Origin of the sequence: Rhizobium albus, from assembly GCA_030160035.1 — a bacterium.
In the GTDB taxonomy this organism is placed as follows: domain Bacteria; phylum Pseudomonadota; class Alphaproteobacteria; order Rhizobiales; family Rhizobiaceae; genus Georhizobium; species Georhizobium albus.
In genome coordinates this window covers 533522-551930 of sequence record BSNO01000004.1, presented here as the reverse complement: position 1 = coordinate 551930, position 18409 = coordinate 533522, and the positions used below count along the sequence as shown (strand labels likewise).

At 63.5% G+C, this 18409-nt stretch carries 15 protein-coding genes; 4 read left to right on the top strand and 11 right to left on the bottom strand.

Annotated elements, in window-relative coordinates; translation table 11 throughout:
* Window positions 1–66: 66 nt before the first annotated feature.
* The 6 genes from QQL76_RS17890 to QQL76_RS17865 all read right to left on the bottom strand — a co-directional run bounded on the left by QQL76_RS17890 (window position 67) and on the right by QQL76_RS17865 (window position 6166).
* Window positions 67–996 carry a transglutaminase-like domain-containing protein gene (locus tag QQL76_RS17890; RefSeq protein WP_499208796.1) on the bottom strand — a complete coding sequence of 310 codons (930 nt, stop codon included), beginning with the start codon at window positions 994–996 and terminating at the stop codon, window positions 67–69.
* A 130-nt stretch (window positions 997–1126) separates the two neighbouring features.
* A complete protein-coding gene (locus tag QQL76_RS17885; protein ID WP_499208795.1) occupies window positions 1127–1954 on the bottom strand; it encodes a universal stress protein in 828 nt (275 codons plus the stop codon).
* Between the two features lie 19 nt (window positions 1955–1973).
* Window positions 1974–2333: an ATPase inhibitor subunit zeta gene (locus QQL76_RS17880; protein WP_499208794.1), complete on the bottom strand. Its 360-nt coding sequence runs from the start codon at window positions 2331–2333 to the stop codon at window positions 1974–1976.
* Between the two features lie 167 nt (window positions 2334–2500).
* Window positions 2501–2719 carry a hypothetical protein gene (locus tag QQL76_RS17875; RefSeq protein ID WP_499208793.1) on the bottom strand — a complete coding sequence of 73 codons (219 nt, stop codon included), beginning with the start codon at window positions 2717–2719 and terminating at the stop codon, window positions 2501–2503.
* A 110-nt stretch (window positions 2720–2829) separates the two neighbouring features.
* Entirely contained in the window at window positions 2830–5277 is a 2448-nt protein-coding gene (locus QQL76_RS17870; RefSeq protein ID WP_499208792.1) for a DNA gyrase subunit B, read from the bottom strand.
* Window positions 5278–5443: 166 nt separating this feature from the next.
* Complete coding sequence (locus QQL76_RS17865; protein WP_205665500.1) at window positions 5444–6166, bottom strand: helix-turn-helix transcriptional regulator; 723 nt, start codon at window positions 6164–6166, stop codon at window positions 5444–5446.
* A gap of 240 nt (window positions 6167–6406) precedes the next feature.
* Here QQL76_RS17865 and QQL76_RS17860 point away from each other — a divergent pair, with 240 nt between their 5' ends.
* From QQL76_RS17860 to QQL76_RS17850, 3 genes are all read left to right on the top strand, one after another.
* The gene (locus QQL76_RS17860; RefSeq protein ID WP_499208791.1) at window positions 6407–8422 is read left to right on the top strand and encodes a hydantoinase/oxoprolinase family protein; all 2016 of its coding nucleotides are present in this window, start codon (window positions 6407–6409) and stop codon (window positions 8420–8422) included.
* 121 nt (window positions 8423–8543) lie between these two features.
* A complete protein-coding gene (locus QQL76_RS17855; RefSeq protein ID WP_499208790.1) occupies window positions 8544–10727 on the top strand; it encodes a malate synthase G in 2184 nt (727 codons plus the stop codon).
* A 234-nt stretch (window positions 10728–10961) separates the two neighbouring features.
* Window positions 10962–11846, top strand: coding sequence for an SH3 domain-containing protein (locus tag QQL76_RS17850; RefSeq protein WP_499208789.1), 885 nt, complete (start codon window positions 10962–10964; stop codon window positions 11844–11846).
* 39 nt (window positions 11847–11885) lie between these two features.
* Here the strand turns inward: QQL76_RS17850 and QQL76_RS17845 are convergent, their stop codons facing one another.
* Complete coding sequence (locus QQL76_RS17845; RefSeq protein ID WP_499208788.1) at window positions 11886–12530, bottom strand: L,D-transpeptidase; 645 nt, start codon at window positions 12528–12530, stop codon at window positions 11886–11888.
* Window positions 12531–12743: 213 nt separating this feature from the next.
* Between QQL76_RS17845 and QQL76_RS17840 the strand changes: the two genes are divergently transcribed.
* Complete coding sequence (locus QQL76_RS17840; protein ID WP_499208971.1) at window positions 12744–13241, top strand: MmcB family DNA repair protein; 498 nt, start codon at window positions 12744–12746, stop codon at window positions 13239–13241.
* Window positions 13242–13249: 8 nt separating this feature from the next.
* Here QQL76_RS17840 and QQL76_RS17835 read toward each other — a convergent pair whose 3' ends face one another.
* The 4 genes from QQL76_RS17835 to QQL76_RS17820 all read right to left on the bottom strand — a co-directional run bounded on the left by QQL76_RS17835 (window position 13250) and on the right by QQL76_RS17820 (window position 18404).
* Window positions 13250–13810, bottom strand: a complete 561-nt coding sequence (locus QQL76_RS17835) for an ActR/PrrA/RegA family redox response regulator transcription factor (protein ID WP_499208787.1) — start codon at window positions 13808–13810, stop codon at window positions 13250–13252.
* A 40-nt stretch (window positions 13811–13850) separates the two neighbouring features.
* Window positions 13851–15212 carry an ActS/PrrB/RegB family redox-sensitive histidine kinase gene (locus QQL76_RS17830; RefSeq protein ID WP_499208786.1) on the bottom strand — a complete coding sequence of 454 codons (1362 nt, stop codon included), beginning with the start codon at window positions 15210–15212 and terminating at the stop codon, window positions 13851–13853.
* Between the two features lie 67 nt (window positions 15213–15279).
* A complete protein-coding gene (gene hrpB, locus QQL76_RS17825) occupies window positions 15280–17751 on the bottom strand; it encodes an ATP-dependent RNA helicase (protein ID WP_499208785.1) in 2472 nt (823 codons plus the stop codon).
* Complete coding sequence (locus QQL76_RS17820) at window positions 17748–18404, bottom strand: ATP-binding cassette domain-containing protein (RefSeq protein ID WP_126006681.1); 657 nt, start codon at window positions 18402–18404, stop codon at window positions 17748–17750. The genes hrpB and QQL76_RS17820 overlap by 4 nt, the downstream gene beginning before the upstream one ends.
* Between the last annotated feature and the right edge of the window lie 5 nt (window positions 18405–18409).

Genomic DNA, 18409 nt, shown 5'->3' with positions numbered 1-18409 from the left:
GTAACTGGCAGCAACGAGGCGTGTTGGTGCAGCAAGATTGCACCACTTGACGTTGGTCCAAAGAGGTTACCGGTCTGTTAAACTCGACGACAACGATGCGTGAGAACGGGAATGACGCGCCCAAAACGGGCTGTGCCATGGCTCTATCAGAGAATGCTTCTGCTGAATTGCTTCAGGGCGAGCAATCCTTGTCTTCGCTTCATAGGTCCAGACGTTGAACATCTCCAGCGTATGGGGACCGAACGTATGAAACAGCGGAATATCGGCGGCATCCCGTCCCTTTGCGACAGCGATGCGACCGATGCGTCGCTGGTTGTGGCGAGCGTCAAACGTGTACCAGCGATCGCCAAGATAGACTTCGAACCATGCGTTGAAATCCATAGGCGCCGGATCGACCGGAACGCCGATGTCACCCATGAAGCCATTGACGTAGCGCGCAGGAATATTGAGGCAGCGGCAAAGTGCCACCGCCAGATGGGCGAAGTCACGGCACACGCCAACGCGTTCGTCATTGGCCTGGCAGGCAGTGCGTGTCGCGCGGGCATAGCCATAGGAGAAGGTCAGGCGCTCGTGCACATAGTCGCACACCGCCTGCACGCGCTCCCAGCCCGACTGGATCGAGCCGAAGCGGCGCCAGGCGAAATCCGACAGATGTTCCGTCTCGCAATAACGGCTCGGGAGCAGGAAGGCCAAAGCCTCTGCGGGCAGACGGTCGACCGGAACCAATTCGGCGGTCGGGTCGTACTCGTCCGGCTCGCCATCATCCTCCACGACGGCGTCGTAACGCATCTCCATGCCGCCCTCGGGAACGAGGCAGCGGCGGCAGTCATTGCCATAGATGTCGCGATAAGACGCAAAGCGCACATCCTTCGAAGCGCTGAGCCCGGTCTCGCCAACGATATCGCGACGACGCTCGGGATGGATCGCGAGATGCATCGTCATCGGCGTCGGCTGGCTGCAGGAAATTCCGATCTCGAAACCAACACGTACCAGCATGATCAACCTCCCTGCGTGTGATCCCGCTACAACCGACACGGGGCACGCAAGTTCCGCGAGGTGTGCGGTTTATCTCGCTATGATTGCAGGCGGTCACGAAAAGCGATCAAAGCCTTTCAGCAGGTTAAGCTCAGTGGGCGATGAACATCGGCACATCCGTGTGAGCGAGCAGATGGCTTGTCGCGCCGCCGAAAATCATCTGCCGCAAGCGGCTTTGTGTATAGGCGCCCTTGATGATCAGGTCGGCACCAAGATCGTGGCCTTGCTTCATGATCGATTCGCCGGGGCCCGAAACGAGCGGTCGCGAGGCAAGCTCGGCGTTCACACCGTGCCGCTTCAAAAACTCGACCTGGTCGGACGCGCGCGGACCGTCGACTTCCCAGCCTTCCAGGTGCAGGACGATAGCGCGTTCCGCCTGCAGCAGGATCGGCATGGCGAAGGCGATGGCGCGGGCCGTTTCGAGACTGCCATTCCAGGCGATCACCACTCTGCGACCTATGGCCTTCGGAATCGCAGGCGGAACCAGCAACACCGGCCGGCCGCTTTCGAAGAGGATGGTTTCAACGGTAGCGATCCGACTGCCGTCACGGCGCTGCTCCGGACGAGCCAGCACGACAAGGTCGAACAGGCGCGCATAGCTCGCCACGCGTCCATCCTCGCCAAGCTCGTCGATGGCCCAGCGGTAGCAGGGACCGGCCACCTTGTCCGCACATCGCGGCAATTGAGCCTGCTGCATCTGCTGCTCGAAATGTCGTCGCGCCGTCGTCACCATGTCGCGCCGGTTGTCCGGGTCGATGTAGTGCGGGTCGATCGGAAATTCGGCTGCGATGGTACGTGACAAATCAGGTGCGAGCGCCATGCCTTCGATAAGGCTGCCGAAGACATGAGCGAAGGAGATCGCGCAATCAAAGACGGCAGTGCTTGGTTGTTCGGGAACCGGAACCAACAGCGTCTTCATGCACATTCTCCAGTATCAATCAGTGCTTGCGCGCCACCATGCCCGCTTCGCCTGCATCGGGCAATGTCTGCATGCGCATCAGCGCGGAGGCACAGAACCCGTCGTAAACACGCGTCAGTTCCTGTTCGGACACACCGAGGCCGCCGTCTTTCAGATCGGCCGCAAGCCGCTTGAGAAGAAGTCCGGATCCATCGCGTGTTAGAACAGCGTGCGCATGCGTCGAGACATAGCTGTCCGCATCCGCTCCGATCAGGCCGAGCCTGTCTGCGGCCCAGCGCGCCATGTCCCGCATGGCGATGACGCGCATGCGGAATGCCGCTTCGAGATCATGGACGTATTTGAGTTCGAAAGCCCGTTCGCGGTCGTCAAAAAGGGACATGCTGCGTACCCCTGAACCAATGAACATTGAAGGATCATACCAGATCGCGGCTCCACTCAAAAGCCGATCGCTTGCGTCTGGCGCTGCTCAAAGAAAAAGCCCCGCACTCGATGAGCACGGGGCACAGTCTGATTGCAGTTTGCGGCAACTGCCGCAGCGCTTAGTTTTTACTGCACTGTCGGTGCTTGGGTTGGGCCGGGCTCGTCGGTCGCATCCTGCTCGATCACATTTTCACCGACTGGATTTTCCGGCTCCGTCGTCTCGCCAAAGAGACCGGCGGCTGCCCACGCCAACAAGGCGAGAACCAGGGCAGCGATCAGGATCTTCAGGACGGGCAGACCACGTTCGCCCTGACGGGCCTCACGTGGCGTCAATTTCTCGTTCATGCATCTCTCCGACTGGTATTCGCGCGCGCCTCATAGGCGCGCTATTTCAGCTTCAGATGATAAACGACCTTCCGCGTGGAATGTTCCGTCCACGCTCAGGGTAGATGACGTCAGATGTCGAGATTGGCGACCGTCAGCGCATTGTCCTGGATGAATTCGCGGCGCGGCTCAACCTCGTCGCCCATCAGCCGGGTGAAAAGGCTGTCGGCATCCGTCGCGTCGCTGATCTTGACCTGCAACAGTGAACGGACATTCGGATCGAGCGTCGTTTCCCAAAGCTGCTCGGCGTTCATTTCGCCAAGACCCTTGTAACGCTGGATCGAAAGCCCCTTCCGGCCGATGGCGAAGATCGTGTCCAGCAACAGGCGCGGACCCGTCATCGGCGTGCGATCATCCTTGCGCAGAAGCGATGGCGTTTCGCCGTAGACCTCGCGCATGCGTGGCGCCATCTGGTCGATGTGGCGCGCGTCAGCCGAACCGATGAGGGCGTTGTCGAGCAGGTGCGACTCCTTGACGCCTCGCACGGTGCGCTCGAGCCGGATCCCGCCTTCGGAGGTGACAGTGCCCTGCCAGCCGCGCTCGGTGTCTTCGGAAATCATATCCAGACGCCGTGCGATCTCGTCGGCGGTTTCCTGCGCTCTTTGCGGATTGGCAGTCAGGTCGGGATTGAGTGCGCCTGCGACAGCGGCCTGCTCGATCACGGAGCGATCATAGCGCGAGTGGATGCCGTCGATCAGCGTGCGGATGCGCAACGCGTCGTTGATGACGGCACGGAAATCGTTGCCGAGCCGCACTTCACCATTGCCGAGTTCCAGCGAAGCCTCTTCGAGGCCCATGGAGATCAGATAGTCCTCCATGGCCTTCTCGTCCTTCAGGTACTGCGAGGACTTGCCGCGCGTGACCTTATAGAGCGGAGGCTGGGCGATATAGATGTGACCGCGCTCGATCAGTTCCGGCATCTGGCGGAAGAAGAAGGTGAGCAGCAGCGTGCGAATGTGGGCGCCGTCGACGTCGGCGTCCGTCATGATGATGATCTTGTGGTAGCGCAGCTTGTCCGGGTTGAACTCGTCCTTGCCGATACCGGCACCGAGCGCCGTGATCAACGTGCCGACTTGGTCGGACGAGATCATGCGGTCGAAGCGCGCGCGCTCGACGTTCAGGATCTTGCCGCGCAAGGGCAGGATGGCCTGGTTCTGGCGCGACCGGCCGCTCTTGGCCGAGCCGCCTGCGGAGTCGCCCTCGACGATGAAAACTTCGGATTTGGCCGGATCGCGTTCCTGGCAATCGGCAAGCTTACCCGGCAGCGACGTGATGTCGAGCGCGCCCTTGCGCCGCGTCAACTCGCGCGCCTTGCGCGCCGCTTCACGCGCCGAAGCCGCTTCGATGACTTTGCCGACCAGGATCTTCGCCTCGGTCGGGTGCTCTTCGAGCCACTGGTTCAAGCCCTCGTTGACGAGGCTTTCGACCACGGGCCGCACTTCGGACGAAACGAGCTTGTCCTTGGTCTGCGAGGAGAATTTGGGATCTGGAACCTTGACCGAGAGAACCGCCGTCAGGCCTTCGCGGCAATCGTCGCCGGTCAGCGAGACCTTTTCCTTCTTCGTCAGGCCCGATGTTTCGCCATAGGACACGATCTGGCGCGTCAGCGCGCCGCGGAAGCCGGCCATATGGGTGCCGCCATCGCGCTGGGGGATGTTGTTGGTAAAGGCGAGCACGTTCTCATGGTAGCTGTCGTTCCACCACATCGCCACTTCGACCGTGATGCCGTCTTTCTCGCCCATCATGGTGATCGGCGAAGGCACCAGCGCCTTTTTGGAACGATCCAGATATTTGACGAAGGCTTCGAGACCGCCCTCATAGAGCATCTCGACTTCCTTGACGTCGGCATGCCGCTTGTCGGTCAGCTTGATGTGGACGCCGGAGTTGAGGAAGGCGAGTTCGCGCAGCCGGTGCTCTAGCGTGCCGAAATCGAATTCGGTCATCGTGAACGTCTCGCCGGACGGCAGGAAGGTGATCTCGGTGCCCGTGTGGACGCCGGCATCGCCCGTCACCGCAAGCGGAGCATCCGCAACGCCGTGCGTGAAGCTCATCTCGTGCCATTTGCCGTTGCGCGCGATGCGCATCTTCAGCATCACGGAAAGCGCGTTGACCACCGAGACGCCGACGCCGTGCAGACCGCCGGAGACCTTGTAGGAATTCTGGTCGAATTTACCGCCGGCATGAAGCTGGGTCATGATGACCTCGGCGGCTGAAACGCCCTCGCCGGCGTGGATGTCGACCGGAATGCCGCGGCCGTTGTCGGTGACCGTCACCGAGCCGTCCGCATTGAGCGTGACGGTGACGATGTCCGCATGGCCGGCAAGCGCTTCGTCGATGGCGTTGTCGACGACTTCGTAGACCATGTGGTGCAGGCCCGAGCCGTCATCGGTATCGCCGATATACATGCCCGGCCGCTTGCGCACGGCATCCAGCCCCTTGAGCACCTTGATCGATTCGGCGCCGTATTCGCTGTTTGCGGAAGCCTGCGGCGTTGGCTCGTTCGAAGGGGTATCGCTCATCGTCGGGAATGCTTTCGAAAGGAGGTGGATGACGGTCGGTTGTCGTGCCTAGCGCGACCCGTGGCGGAAACGGCTCCGACCGCATCGAATCGATGTCATTTCACTGTGCAAGATAATCATTCCGCACGGTCACTTCAAACTTTGGCGCCCCAAGATCTGGGGATTGCTACCCGAGCAACCCACTTCTCAGGGCTACGGCGACCGCCTGCACGCGATTGGTGGATTTCAGCTTACCCGAAGCGGTGTTGAGATAATAGTTCACTGTGTGCTCGGAGATGCCGATGATCTTGCCGATCTCGAAACTCGTCTTGCCCTCGGCCGTCCAGCGCAGGCATTCGCGCTCGCGCTCGGTGAGACGAGGCTTTTCCTCGTCGCGCGTCCCACGCAGCTTTGCGAGCTGGTCGAATATGCCCGTGGAGACAAGCTGCAGTTCACCCATTTCCTGCATGTCGAGTTCGTCACGCTGGCCCGAGTAGCCGATCGCACCCGTACCGTAGGAGGGGCAGTGCACCGGAAAATATGCCCAGCGGACCATGTCGAACTTGCGGAAGAGATCGACGACCGACGGCCGCTTCCCGGTCTCCAGGTGCGGAAGCTCATCGAGCGTATATTGGAAGCACATGGCCGATTGGGACAAGCGCTTCAGGATGGGGCTCGAAGACCCCACCTTCCGTTCGTCATAGGTACGGGTGAGTTCGGCAGGCCAGTTGGACAGCTCCGAGAGAGCACCGATCTTCGCCTCGCCGACCGCAGGCAGCTTCAGAACCGTGAAATATGCAAAACCATATTCCTGCGTCTTGGAACGCAGCAACCGCAAGAGGTCGTAAGGCGTCTGCATGTCGCCCATGACGGCCGGCATATCCGATGCACTGGAAATGCCTAGATTCATGCCGCCGTCACCCGCTCCGTCCCGATCGAGCCGCCCAATGTCGTTTCCTGCACGCTCCACGATTGTCGAGTGCCGACAATGGGGCAGGCGCGTTCATGGAGCAAGCGGGAATGCGCGAGAACGCAACCTGTCCTCATCAAATGCTCCCGATCAAATGCCAAGCACACTTGCACGCCATGGTGCACTTGCTAGATGACGGGTCAGCATCCATCCAGGGGTTGCAGTTTTCGGGGCCAGGCTTTGAGCAACCCAATATTTCTCGGCATTGATACCGGCGGCACCTATACGGATGCCGTGCTTTTCAGCGAGACGCGCGGCGTCGTCGCGAAGGCGAAGGCGCTGACCAGCCACGACGACCTCGCAACGGGTATCGCGGCTGCCGCGGATGCCGTGATCGCGCAGTCCGGAATCGAAGCAGCATCGATCGCGCTTGTCTCCCTTTCGACGACGCTTGCGACCAACGCGCTGGTGGAAGGCCGCGGCGGACAGGTGGCACTGGTGGCCATCGGGTTCGAGCCCGCCGATCTCGAACGCGCAGGTCTTCTCGAGGCGCTGTCCGGTGCACCCGTCTACCGGCTGCCAGGCGGCCACGACGTTCACGGCAAACCACGCACGCTCGATCTTTCGGCTCTGCAAGCGGCGCTGCCGACGCTGGCCGAAGAGGCGGAAGCGATTGCAGTCGCCGGCTATTTCGCGGTGCGCAATCCAGAGCACGAGATTGCCGTTCGCGCGCTGATCCGCGAGGCGACCAGCCTGCCGGTCACCTGCAGTCACGAACTTTCGTCGAAACTCGGGGGTCCGAAGCGGGCCTTGACGACGCTTTTGAACGCGCGGCTGATCGGCATGATCGATCGGCTGATATCGGCCAGCACCGCGTTTCTTGCCGCGCGCGGCATCACCGCCCCGCTGATGGTCGTGCGCGGCGACGGCGCGCTGATTTCGGCCTCGGAAGCACGGCTTCGGCCGATCGAGACGATCCTGTCGGGCCCGGCCGCAAGCCTCGTCGGCGCCCGTCATCTGACCGGGCTCGACCGCGCCATCGTCGCCGACATCGGCGGAACGACGACGGATATCGCCATTCTGGAAGACGGGCGGCCTCGGCTCGATCCTGAAGGCGCGCTGGTCGGTGGGTTCCGCACCATGGTGGAAGCCGTGGCGATGCAGACGCATGGGCTGGGTGGGGACAGCGATGTCTCCATCCTGCGTGACGGCATCGCTGCCGGCATTCTGCTCGGACCGCGCCGCGTGGTGCCGCTGTCGCTCGCGGCGCTGAGCGACGGCAGCGATCTCGTCTCAGCGCTCAAGCGGCAACTGGCCAACGACCGGCCCGGACGGCTCGACGGGCGCTTTGCGGCGAGAACTGCCATGACGCCGCCGCGCCATCTGCCGGACCGCGACCGCTCGCTGCTTGCGCGGTTCGGCCACGATTTCCGCCCTCTCGACACGGTCCTCGTCAGTGCGTCTGAACGATCGGCGCTCGATAGGCTTGCCAGCCAAGGGCTCGTGCGCATCAGCGCTTTCACGCCGACCGACGCGATGCATGTGCTCGGGCGCTTGTCGCTCTGGAACAGCCAAGCCGCGCGGCTCGGCGGGGCGCTTCTCGCCCGTCAGCGCGACGGCAGGGGCGATACGCTGGCCGCCGATGAAGCGGCCCTGGCCGAGCGCGTGATCGCCACGCTGACGGAGATATCTGCCCACAAGGTTCTGGAAGCTGGGCTCAGCGAGGATGCCGCGCGCGGGTTTGGCCCCGCCTTCGATCCGGCACGCACGGAGGCAGTGCGGCGCGCGCTGGCCCGCCCGACATCGATCGTCGGCTTCCGGCTTTCGCTCGATCGCCCGCTGGTCGGGCTGGGCGCTTCTGCTGCCACCTATTATCCGGGGATCGGCGCGTTACTCGGAGCGGAGATCGTCGTGCCGGACCATGCGGATGTCGCCAACGCGATCGGTGCCGTGGTCGGGCAAATCACCGAGATGGCCGAGGTTCTCGTCACTGCGCCGGAACCAAGCGTCTTCCTTGTCAGCGGCGGTGCGCAGATGGAACTGTTCGACGCCGAGGAACCTGCCCTTAGAAATGCCCGCGAAACCGCAAGCGCAATCGCCCTTGCGAAGGCCGAACGCGCTGGCGCCAGCGATCCGTCATTGGCCGTGGACGAGCACATTTCCGCTCCGGTCATCGACGGGCAGCGCCAGTTCGTCGAAGCGCGGATCCGCGCTGTCAGCTCCGGAAGACCACGGCTTGCGGTCGATCCGGTCTGATTGTTTCCGAAATGGAACAAATCTTTGGAATTGATGATCGATTGACAGGGAATGCGCCGGGCTTATCTCTGGCGTAACGGAAGTGCGACCAGCCGGTTGCCGCGCCAAGGGAGATCCACGCATGACCACGACCGAGCAGCACGGGCTGACGATCGACACCACGCTTTACGACTTCATCGTCTCGGAAGCTTTGCCGGGGACTGGTGTCGAGGCCGATGCATTCTTCAAGGCGTTATCCGATGCGATCCACGAGCTTGGACCGAAGAACCGTGCACTGCTTGCCAAGCGGGATGATCTGCAGGCGAAGATCGATGCGTGGCACCGCGAGAACGGCGCACCGTCCGACCTAGAGCGCTACAAGGCGTTCCTCGCTGAGATCGGTTACCTCGTACCTGAAGGCGGCGCTTTTTCCGTCTCGACCGACAATGTCGACCCAGAAATCGCGACGACAGCCGGCCCGCAGCTCGTCGTCCCGGTGATGAATGCACGCTATGCGCTGAACGCAGCCAATGCGCGGTGGGGTTCGCTCTACGATGCGCTCTATGGAACAGACGCGATCTCCGAGGCTGACGGGGCGGAAATGGGCAAGGGCTACAATCCGAAGCGTGGCGCGAAGGTCATCGCCTGGGGCCGCAACTTCCTCAACCAGAGCGCACCGATCCAAGCCGCCTCGGGCGATACGACCTGGGAAAATGTCAGCGGTTTCTCGATCGAAGATGGCCAGCTCGTCATCGCGCTGACCGACGGCGCGCTCGGCAAGCTGAAGGACAGCGCGCAGTTTGCCGGCTATCTCGGCGAAGCCTTCGCCCCGACATCGATCCTCCTGAAGAAGAACGGCATGCATGTGGAGATCGTCATCGATCGCCGCAGCCCGATCGGCGAAGGCGACAGCGCCGGCATTTCCGATATCCTTCTGGAGTCTGCGCTGACGACCATCCAGGACTGCGAGGATTCCATCGCGGCGGTCGACGCCGAGGACAAGGTCGCGGCCTACCGCAACTGGCTTGGCCTGATGAAGGGCGACCTGGAAGACACATTCGACAAGGGTGGCAAGTCGGTTACGCGCGCGCTCAACGACGACCGCGAATACACCGCGCCGGATGGCTCGACGCTGACCCTGCCCGGCCGTTCGCTGATGCTTATCCGCAATGTCGGCCACCTCATGACCAACCCTGCAATCCTCGACCGGGACGGCAACGAGGTTCCGGAAGGCATGATGGATGGCTTCGTCACCGGCCTGATCGCGCTGCACGATGTCGGCGCCAATGGCAGGCGCAAGAATTCCCGCGCCGGCTCCATGTATGTGGTCAAGCCGAAGATGCACGGGCCTGAGGAAGTCGCCTTCGCGGCGGAGATCTTTACCCGTGTCGAGCAGGCGCTGGGCATGGCGCCCAACACGATCAAGATGGGCATCATGGACGAGGAACGCCGCACCACGGTCAATCTCAAGGAGGCGATCCGGGCTGCCAAGGAGCGTGTCGTCTTCATCAACACGGGCTTCCTCGACCGCACGGGTGACGAAATCCATACCTCGATGGAAGCCGGTCCGATGATCCGCAAGGGCGACATGAAAGCCTCGACCTGGATCCAGGCATACGAGAACTGGAACGTCGATATCGGTCTCGAATGCGGCCTTTCCGGCCATGCCCAGATCGGCAAGGGCATGTGGGCCATGCCGGACATGATGGCGGCGATGCTGGAGCAGAAGATCGGCCACCCGAAGGCGGGCGCCAACACGGCTTGGGTGCCCTCGCCGACCGCTGCGACGCTGCACGCGACACATTATCATCAAGTGAAGGTTTCCGAGATCCAGGCCGGTCTCAAGTCACGCGGCCGCGCCAAGCTCGACGACATCCTGTCGGTGCCGGTTGCCGAACGTCCCAACTGGACGCCCGAAGACATCCAGCGCGAGCTCGACAACAATGCTCAGGGCATTCTCGGCTATGTCGTGCGCTGGGTCGACCAGGGCGTTGGCTGCTCCAAGGTGCCGGACATCAACAATGTCGGCCTGATGGAAGACCGCGCGACGCTGCGCATTTCCGCTCAGCACATGGCCAACTGGCTGCACCACGGCGTGGTGACCGAAGCGCAGATCGTCGAGACCATGAAGAAGATGGCGAAGGTGGTCGACCAGCAGAACGCCGGCGACAGCGCCTACCGGCCAATGGCTGCCGATTACGATGGTTCGATCGCCTTCCAGGCTGCTCTGGACCTCGTTCTCAAGGGCCGCGAACAGCCATCCGGCTATACCGAACCGGTCCTGCATCGCCGCCGGCTTGAGCTGAAAGCCGCCACGCGCGGATAACGCACCGTCCAACCTAATCTCACGACGCCATGCGCCCCGCTGTGAAAACGGCGGGGCGCATATGCCTTAAGGAAACGTTAAGGCCGCATTTTAGACCAATCGAGGCCATAATCGCCCGGCATGGATGCCCCCGCGTCGGTAACGGCGGGTGCATCGGAACTGCCAGCAAGGCAGCACATCCCGCCGATCCGTTCGACCAAGGGACATGTCTCCTGCGTTTCGAGAGGCGTCGGAATGATCAAGAACTACAGATTCGAAAGTGATCCGGAAGACCGCATGTCGCTGCGGCAGATCGCGCTTTGGGCAGCCTTTCCAATCGGTGCCGCGCTCGTGCTTGCAGGTGGCATCGCGGTCAACATGGATCGGGCGCAACAGACGGAGCCCGTCGTCGAGCTTGCAGCAGCTGAGGAAGCGCCGAGCGCCACATTCATGGCAGCAACTTCTGTCGCCAAGGCCGAACGTCCGATCGACGCCGAAGCATCTGAAATGGCCGAGTTGACACCGCAGCCGCTTGCCGAGAGCGACCCCCGTTGGGGCGGCGAAGCCATCGCCGCTACGGAGCCTTCACAAGCGGAAGAAACGGCGTTCGGCGCCCAGGGGGATGCCGATCCGCTGCCGGCTGAAACAGCTGATGATCTTGGTGCAGCGCTGGCCGCAGCCACAATTGATGAGGAGACGACGTCAGCGATCGACGCTCTTCAGTCCGATCCAGCCGCAGAAGTCGTCGTCGCTGAAAGCGAGCAGGAGGTTGCAGCGCTCGAGCAGGCAGTTGCCGTTCGCCAAGACCAGCTTCCCGACGCAGCTTTCGTTGCGGAGCCGAATTCCGCAGTGGCCGCGCTCGATGCGCAGACCGGCGGAGTCTCTGGCGAAGGCGCCAGCGGCGTCGCCACCGCCGGATTTCTCCCAGGCCGAACGACGGAATATGTGAACTTCCGAACGGGACCCAGCAACGACGCGGAGACCATCAGCATCGTTCCGGGAGGGACTCAACTGACAGGACAGCCCATCGACGAGTGCGTGCATTTCTGCGCCGTCGAGATCGATGGTCGGCAGGGCTACATCTACAAGGCGTTCATCGACTATGCGGCGCCTTCGGTCGACACCGCGCGCTCCGAATAGAGCGATAGCGGCGGACGCAGCGTCCGCCGCCTGTTGTGCTTACTGAAGTACCACGACCTTGGTGTTGCGGCCGGGCGTCACGCGATCATAGAGATCGATGATGTCCTGGTTGATCAGGCGGATGCAGCCGGACGAGGCTGCGGTACCAATCGAATCCCACTGCGGCGTGCCGTGCAGGCGGTAGAGCGTGTCCTTGCCGTCCTGATCGAACAGATAAAGTGCTCGTGCACCAAGCGGGTTCGTGAGGCCCGGATCCATCCCACCATCGGCATATTCTTCCAGATGCGGCTCGCGTTCGATCATCTCGACAGGCGGATGCCAGCGCGGCCAGGCCTGCTTCCAGGCCACATAGGCTTCGCCTTCCCAAGCAAAACCCGCGCGCCCGACGCCGATGCCGTAGCGCACGGCTTCGCCGTTCGGCAGCACGTAATAGAGAAACTTTTCCGGGGTATCGACGATGATGGTGCCCGGCGCATGCTCGGTCGGGTAGCGCACGATCTGGCGTGAGAAGCGCGCTTCCAGCCGCTGCATCGGCACGGCCGGGATCGTGTAGCCGGCATCGACGATCACGCCGTAATCCGGCGTCAATTGCGGTGTCGCGGCGATGGGCGGAACGGTGGTGCAGCCGGCCAACGCAAGGGTCGCGGTGGCGGCGGAAGAGATTAGAAACTGGCGGCGGTTCATTGTGGGATGTGCCTTCGGCGGGGGCGGCCTGCCCTCGGCATCCGCACTTCGCCCGAACCATATTTTTGCCACCGCAGCGCCACAAGCGGCAGGCACATGCACCAGCGCGATTTAGCGGCGGGATTGTTTTTCAGCAACAAGTCATGGCTGGCGGCCAGCCGCTACGTGCGTTCTGTTATTGTTCCGAATCGGCCGCCATGGCAGACTGGCAAAATGCCTATTGTTGCCCCCTATGCTCAGAATCCTTTGATCGATGGTCGTCAGTCCGATCGCGCCATGATGGTGCGGCGCGGTGTCCAGCGGTTGCTCGCGGATCTTCGCTACGCGTCCCTGCCAGAACTCGCATTGGCCAGCGGGCGGCGTGCGGATATTGTGGCGCTCACCAGCGGAGGTGAATTCTGGATCGTGGAGATCAAGACGTCGGTGCAGGACTTTCGCGTCGACCGCAAATGGCCGGACTACAGGCTGCATTGCGACCGGCTCTTCTTCGCCACGCATCCCGGCGTACCGATCGACATTTTTCCTGAAGAGTGTGGGCTGATCCTCTCGGACGGCTTCGGCGCCCATCTCTTGCGCGAGGCGCCGGAGCACAAGCTTGCCGGTGCGACGCGCAAGGCGATGACATTGAAATTTGCGCGGGCCGCCGCCGGACGACTTCTCATGGCCGAGTGGGCGACCGGCAACAGCTTTCCGGCGGAAGACGCCGAATAGACCTACCTTCAGCGCGGCGCGCGTTTTGCGAGAATGCGCTGCAGGGTGCGGCGATGCATGTTGAGCCGACGGGCGGTTTCCGAGACGTTGCGCTCGCACATCTCGTAGACGCGCTGGATGTGTTCCCAGCGGACACGGTCGGCCGACATCGGGTTTTCCGGCGGCTCGGCCTTTTCACCAGGCTTGCGGGTAAGGGCCGCCGCCACTTCGTCGGCATCGGCGGGCTTGGCGAGATAATCGATGGCTCCGAGCTTCACCGCGTTTACCGCCGTCGCGATATTGCCATAGCCTGTCAGCACGATCATGCGGGTATCGGTCCGACGCTGGCGGATCGCATCGATGATGTCGAGGCCGTTGCCGTCGCCCAGCCGCATGTCGACCACGGCGTATTTCGGCGGCGCGGCTTTCGCCTTGGCGAGGCCTTCTGCCACGGATTCAGCCGTCTCCACCACGAAGCCGCGGGTTTCCATGGCGCGCGCCAGTCGTTTCAGAAATGGCGCGTCGTCATCCACCAGCAGAAGGGAAGGATCCGGGCCGATATCGCCGTCGGCAACATCCTCGTTGTTCATTCTTCAGGCTCCATTGCGGTACCGGCCGTCCCGCCGGCTTCTATCCACTCGTTACATATGGGAGTTTCGCGCCCTGCGGCAATCTTTGGGCAGAATTCGCCGCATCCATCGCGCTTCTCGGCCAGCTGAGCCGGATCACGGCCCCCTTGCCATCGCCGGCTCCGTTTTCGAAGACCACCGTCGCACCGGTGCGCTCCAGCAGCGTCTTGGCAATGAAGAGCCCAAGACCGAGACCCCCCGCGCGCTTGTCCTTTCCGCCCGTGCGCCGCGTGACGAAAGGCTCGCCGATCTTCACGAGGATCTCCGGCGAAAAACCCGGACCGTCGTCGGAAATCACGATATCCACGCGATCCCGGTCGTAGCGCGCGTTCACCCGCACCTTCTCATGGGCAAAATCCACGGCGTTTTCGACGAGGTTGCCGAGACCATAGAGGATGCCGGCATTGCGCAGGCCGACCGGCTCCTCATCGGTCACGGCCTCGATCGCCACATCGATCTCGACGCCGAATTCGCGATGCGGCGCGACCACTTCTTCCAGGAGCGACGAAAGCGGCAGCTTGCGCATATGCTCCTCGTCATCCGTCGACAGCGTGGTCAGACGCCGCAGAATGTCCCTGCAACGTTCAGTCTGGGAACGCAGTAGCTGCAGATCTTCGCCGTAGCGTTCGTCGGAGCCCAGCGCGCGCTCCATTTCCTTCACCACGACAGAGATGGTGGCGAGCGGCGTGCCCAGTTCATGGGCGGCAGCGGCAGCCAGACCATCGAGCGCGAAGAGATGCTGCTCGCGCTGCAACGTCAGTTCCGTTGCCGTCAGCGCGTCAGCAAGCTCGTTGGCTTCCGACGACACGCGGTGGACGTAGAAGGCAGCGAAAAGCGTCGTCGAGACGATCGCGATCCAGATGCCGGTGATCAGCACCAGATGCGCCTCGTAGATGATGCCCGGGTACCAGGGCAGCGGCAGGTGAAAGGCCGCCAGAAGCGTGACCGCAGCGATGGTGAGAGCGCCGAGGACCAGCGTCTGGCGGATCGGCTGTGACGCGGTCGAGATGATGACAGGCACGCTGATCAGCACGGAGAACGGGTTGACGAGACCGCCGGTCATGAAGAGCAGACCGGAGAGTTGCAGCACGTCGAAGCCAAGCACGCCGAGTGCTGCCGGCGGGCTCAGACGGTGGGTCGCCGGATAGCGAAACGTCAGAAAAATGTTCAGCCAGGCCGAGGATGCGATGAGGGCGAAACAGAGGAGAACCGGAAACGGGAACTCCAGGATGAAGGCGACGATCAGCACCGTCAGCGACTGGCCGACGACGGCGAGCCAGCGAAGCCGCGTCAATGTCTGGAGGCGCAGACGATGGCGCGAGAAACGATCGCGTCCGCTCAAGGAATTGTCGGCAACCGCCATGGTCGAAGCCCGTCCTTCTCGAGGTCGTTCTGACATGGCAAAGGCGGCGGGCGGAGTCCAGCGAAGCTCACGAACCGCGCGGTTTTGCCCTGCGCGTCGGTTCAGCCCGGCCGGGATCCTCAGGCCATGGGTGCTTGGGATAGCGCCCGCGCATGTCGGCGCGCACATCGGCCCAGGAGCCGACCCAGAACCCCGGCAGATCGCGCGTCGTCTGGAGCGGCCGATGCGCGGGCGAGAGCAGTTCGAGCAATAGAGGCAGGCGTCCCTGCGCAATCGTCGGATGGGACGCGAGCCCGAAAAGCTCTTGCACCCGCACCGCCAGCACCGGCACGTCGCCATCGTAGCGGATCGGGATGCGCGAACCGGTCGGCACGACGAAATGGGTCGGCGCCTCCGCCTCGAGCATGCGATGCAGGTCGTAGGGCACGAGCGCCATCAGGCCTTCGGTCAGGCTTCCCGCTGTAATCCGATCGAAGGCCCGCACGCCCGACTGGTACGGCGTAAACCAGATTTCCAGCTTCGCCAGCAGCGCATCGTCGTCGACCGCCGGCCAAGGGTCCCCGATCGAACGATTGAGGAAGCCGAGGCGTGCGCGCAACTGCCGGCCATTGTCGCTCCAAGGCAGTGCGTCGACGCCGAGCCGGCGCACGCCGTCTGCCAGCGCTTGCGCGGTTCGCTCATCGGTCGGCACCGGGATCGCGCGCTCTTCCAGCACGATGGCGCCAAGGCGGCGGACGTGGCGGGCCCGCACCGATCGACTGTCCGTATCGAACATGCACTCGTCGCCGTCGACGCCGCGCGTCTCGACCAGCGCTTCCACCTCGCCCGGATCGATGGCAGCGGCTGCCTGGATGCGCTGGGCACCGGCGCGGCCGGTCAGATCGGCGATCACCAGCCATTCCTCCTCTGCCAGAGGGTCGTGCGGATCGAGCTCGGCGCCGCGGCCATTGGCCATGAGATAACGGCCACGTCCACCGCGGTTGCGGGCAACACGATCGGGATAGGCCAGCCCCAAAAGCCCGCCCGTCGAAAGCTTCTGCGCGTCGGCGCCCGCTTCATCCAGATTTTTGACGATGCGGCGGGACAACTCGCGTGCGGCGGATGCGCGCTCTCCCTTCTCGCTGCGCCAGCGGCGAAGCCGCTCCGACACATCGATGGACGAGCCGCCCAGCCCCTGCTCCGTCAACAGCACGGCGATGTCTGCGGCATCGAGGCGACTCGAGCGCGGCGCTGAGGCCACCATGGCCGCGAGGCGGGCGGGAAGCCCGAGCCCGCGGATCGCGCGTCCCATAGCGGTCAGTCCGCCGGCGGGATCGAGGGCGCCCAGTTCCACCAGCAGAGCACGCGCCTCTTTGAGGGCAGGCGCCGGCGGTGGATCGATGAAGGCAAGCACCGTCGGATCGGGTACGCCCCACGCAGCGCTGTCGAGGATCAGTCCGGAAAGATCGCTCGACAGGATTTCCGGCGGCGTGAAGGCCGGCAGCGCGGCGGTCTGCTCGGCGCGCCAAAGCCTGATCGCAACGCCGGGCTCGGTGCGTCCGGCGCGTCCGGCGCGCTGATCGGCGGACGCACGCGACACCCGCACCGTCTCCAGCCGCGTGATCCCCGTTGCCGGTTCGAAATGCGGCAGACGCTGCAGGCCGCTGTCGATAACGACGCACACGCCGTCGATCGTCAGCGATGTTTCGGCAATCGAGGTCGCAAGCACGATCTTCCGCTCGCCAGGTGCTGCCGGCCGTATCGCGCGATCCTGCGCTTGCCCATCCATCATGCCGAAGAGCGGCGCCAGCACCGTGCCTTGCGGCAGCCGGCCTTCCAGCCGCTCGGCCGTGCGGCGGATTTCCGCCTGGCCGGGCAGAAAAGCGAGGATCGATCCTGTCTCCTCGCCGAGCGCGGCACGGATCGCATCTGCCATGGCATCTTCGATGCGGTCGCCCGCCCGGCGTTCGCGATACCGCATCTCCACCGGAAAGGCCCGGCCGGCGCTTTCGATCACCGGCGCATCGATCAAGGCGGAGACGCGGTCGGTATCGAGTGTCGCTGACATGACGAGCAGGCGCAGATCGTCGCGCAACGCTGCGCGCACATCGAGGGTGAGAGCAAGGGCGAAATCCGCATCGAGCGCGCGCTCGTGGAATTCATCGAAGATGACCGCCGCGATCCCTGCGAGTTCTGGATCATCGAGGATCATGCGCACGAAGACGCCTTCGGTCACGACTTCGATGCGCGTCCGCTTCGATATCTTCGTGTCGAGCCGCATGCGGTAGCCGACCATATCGCCGACTTCTTCACCAAGCAGATCCGCCATGCGGCGCGCGGCGGCGCGGGCGGCCAGGCGGCGTGGTTCCAAAAGGATGATCCGACCGTCGCCCCGCCAGGGGGCGTCGAGAAGCCTGAGCGGAACGAGCGTGGTCTTGCCGGCACCCGGAGGTGCGGCGAGGACCGCAGCGCCTTGCCTATCCAGCGCAGTGGCAAGGTCGTTAAGAACCGCCCCGACTGGCAGAGCCCGCGCCGCCGCATCGAATGTGTCGCGGTTCATGGCGCGCCGTTCATCTCGAAGACCGCGCCGCCCGCAGCCTCTGCGTCGGCCGCATCATGCGTGACCAGGATGACGGGCAGTTTCGCCGCCCGCGCCTGGTCGAAGACCAGTCGTCTCGTCTGCGCCCGCAGGCTCATGTCGAGCTTGGCGAAGGGTTCATCCAGCAAGAGCAGGCGGGGGCGCGACAGGAGCACGCGCTGCAGGGCGACACGCGCCTTTTGCCCGCCCGAAAGCGTATCGGGGTCACGGGGCCCGAAGCCGGCGAGATCGACCTCCGCCAACGCCTTTTCGGCGATCGCGCGGCGATTTGCCCGACCCTTCACGTCCGGCGGAAGGGCAAAGGCAATGTTGGAGGCAACCGACATATGCGGGAAGAGGAGCGGGTCCTGGAACAGGATGCCGGCATGGCGGGCGTCGGCCGGCAGCGCCGTCAGGTCAACGCCATCGACGAGCACCTGTCCTTGCGCATCGAAAATCGGATCGAGAAATCCGCCGATATAGGCAAGCAGCGTCGATTTGCCGGAGCCGGACGGGCCCATCACCGTCAGCGTCTCGCCCGGCGCCACATGGGCGTCGAGTGCGATCAGCAGGCGGCCGTCGAGACGGATCGCGATGTCGCGGAGGCTAAGCCCCGCTCTTTCAGGCTGTGTCATTTCGC

Excerpts from the sequence above, each read along its gene's own strand:
- QQL76_RS17855 (WP_499208790.1), top strand. The coding sequence starts at position 8,544 with ATGACCACGACCGAGCAGCACGGGCTGACGATCGACACCACGCTTTAC.
- QQL76_RS17840 (WP_499208971.1), top strand. The coding sequence starts at position 12,744 with ATGCCTATTGTTGCCCCCTATGCTCAGAATCCTTTGATCGATGGTCGT.
- QQL76_RS17835 (WP_499208787.1), bottom strand. The coding sequence starts at position 13,810 with ATGAACAACGAGGATGTTGCCGACGGCGATATCGGCCCGGATCCTTCC.
- QQL76_RS17875 (WP_499208793.1), bottom strand. The coding sequence starts at position 2,719 with ATGAACGAGAAATTGACGCCACGTGAGGCCCGTCAGGGCGAACGTGGT.
- QQL76_RS17865 (WP_205665500.1), bottom strand. The coding sequence starts at position 6,166 with ATGAATCTAGGCATTTCCAGTGCATCGGATATGCCGGCCGTCATGGGC.
- QQL76_RS17820 (WP_126006681.1), bottom strand. The coding sequence starts at position 18,404 with ATGACACAGCCTGAAAGAGCGGGGCTTAGCCTCCGCGACATCGCGATC.
- hrpB (WP_499208785.1), bottom strand. The coding sequence starts at position 17,751 with ATGAACCGCGACACATTCGATGCGGCGGCGCGGGCTCTGCCAGTCGGG.
- QQL76_RS17850 (WP_499208789.1), top strand. The coding sequence starts at position 10,962 with ATGATCAAGAACTACAGATTCGAAAGTGATCCGGAAGACCGCATGTCG.
- QQL76_RS17870 (WP_499208792.1), bottom strand. The coding sequence starts at position 5,277 with ATGAGCGATACCCCTTCGAACGAGCCAACGCCGCAGGCTTCCGCAAAC.
- QQL76_RS17880 (WP_499208794.1), bottom strand. The coding sequence starts at position 2,333 with ATGTCCCTTTTTGACGACCGCGAACGGGCTTTCGAACTCAAATACGTC.
- QQL76_RS17845 (WP_499208788.1), bottom strand. The coding sequence starts at position 12,530 with ATGAACCGCCGCCAGTTTCTAATCTCTTCCGCCGCCACCGCGACCCTT.
- QQL76_RS17890 (WP_499208796.1), bottom strand. The coding sequence starts at position 996 with ATGCTGGTACGTGTTGGTTTCGAGATCGGAATTTCCTGCAGCCAGCCG.
- QQL76_RS17830 (WP_499208786.1), bottom strand. The coding sequence starts at position 15,212 with ATGGCGGTTGCCGACAATTCCTTGAGCGGACGCGATCGTTTCTCGCGC.
- QQL76_RS17885 (WP_499208795.1), bottom strand. The coding sequence starts at position 1,954 with ATGAAGACGCTGTTGGTTCCGGTTCCCGAACAACCAAGCACTGCCGTC.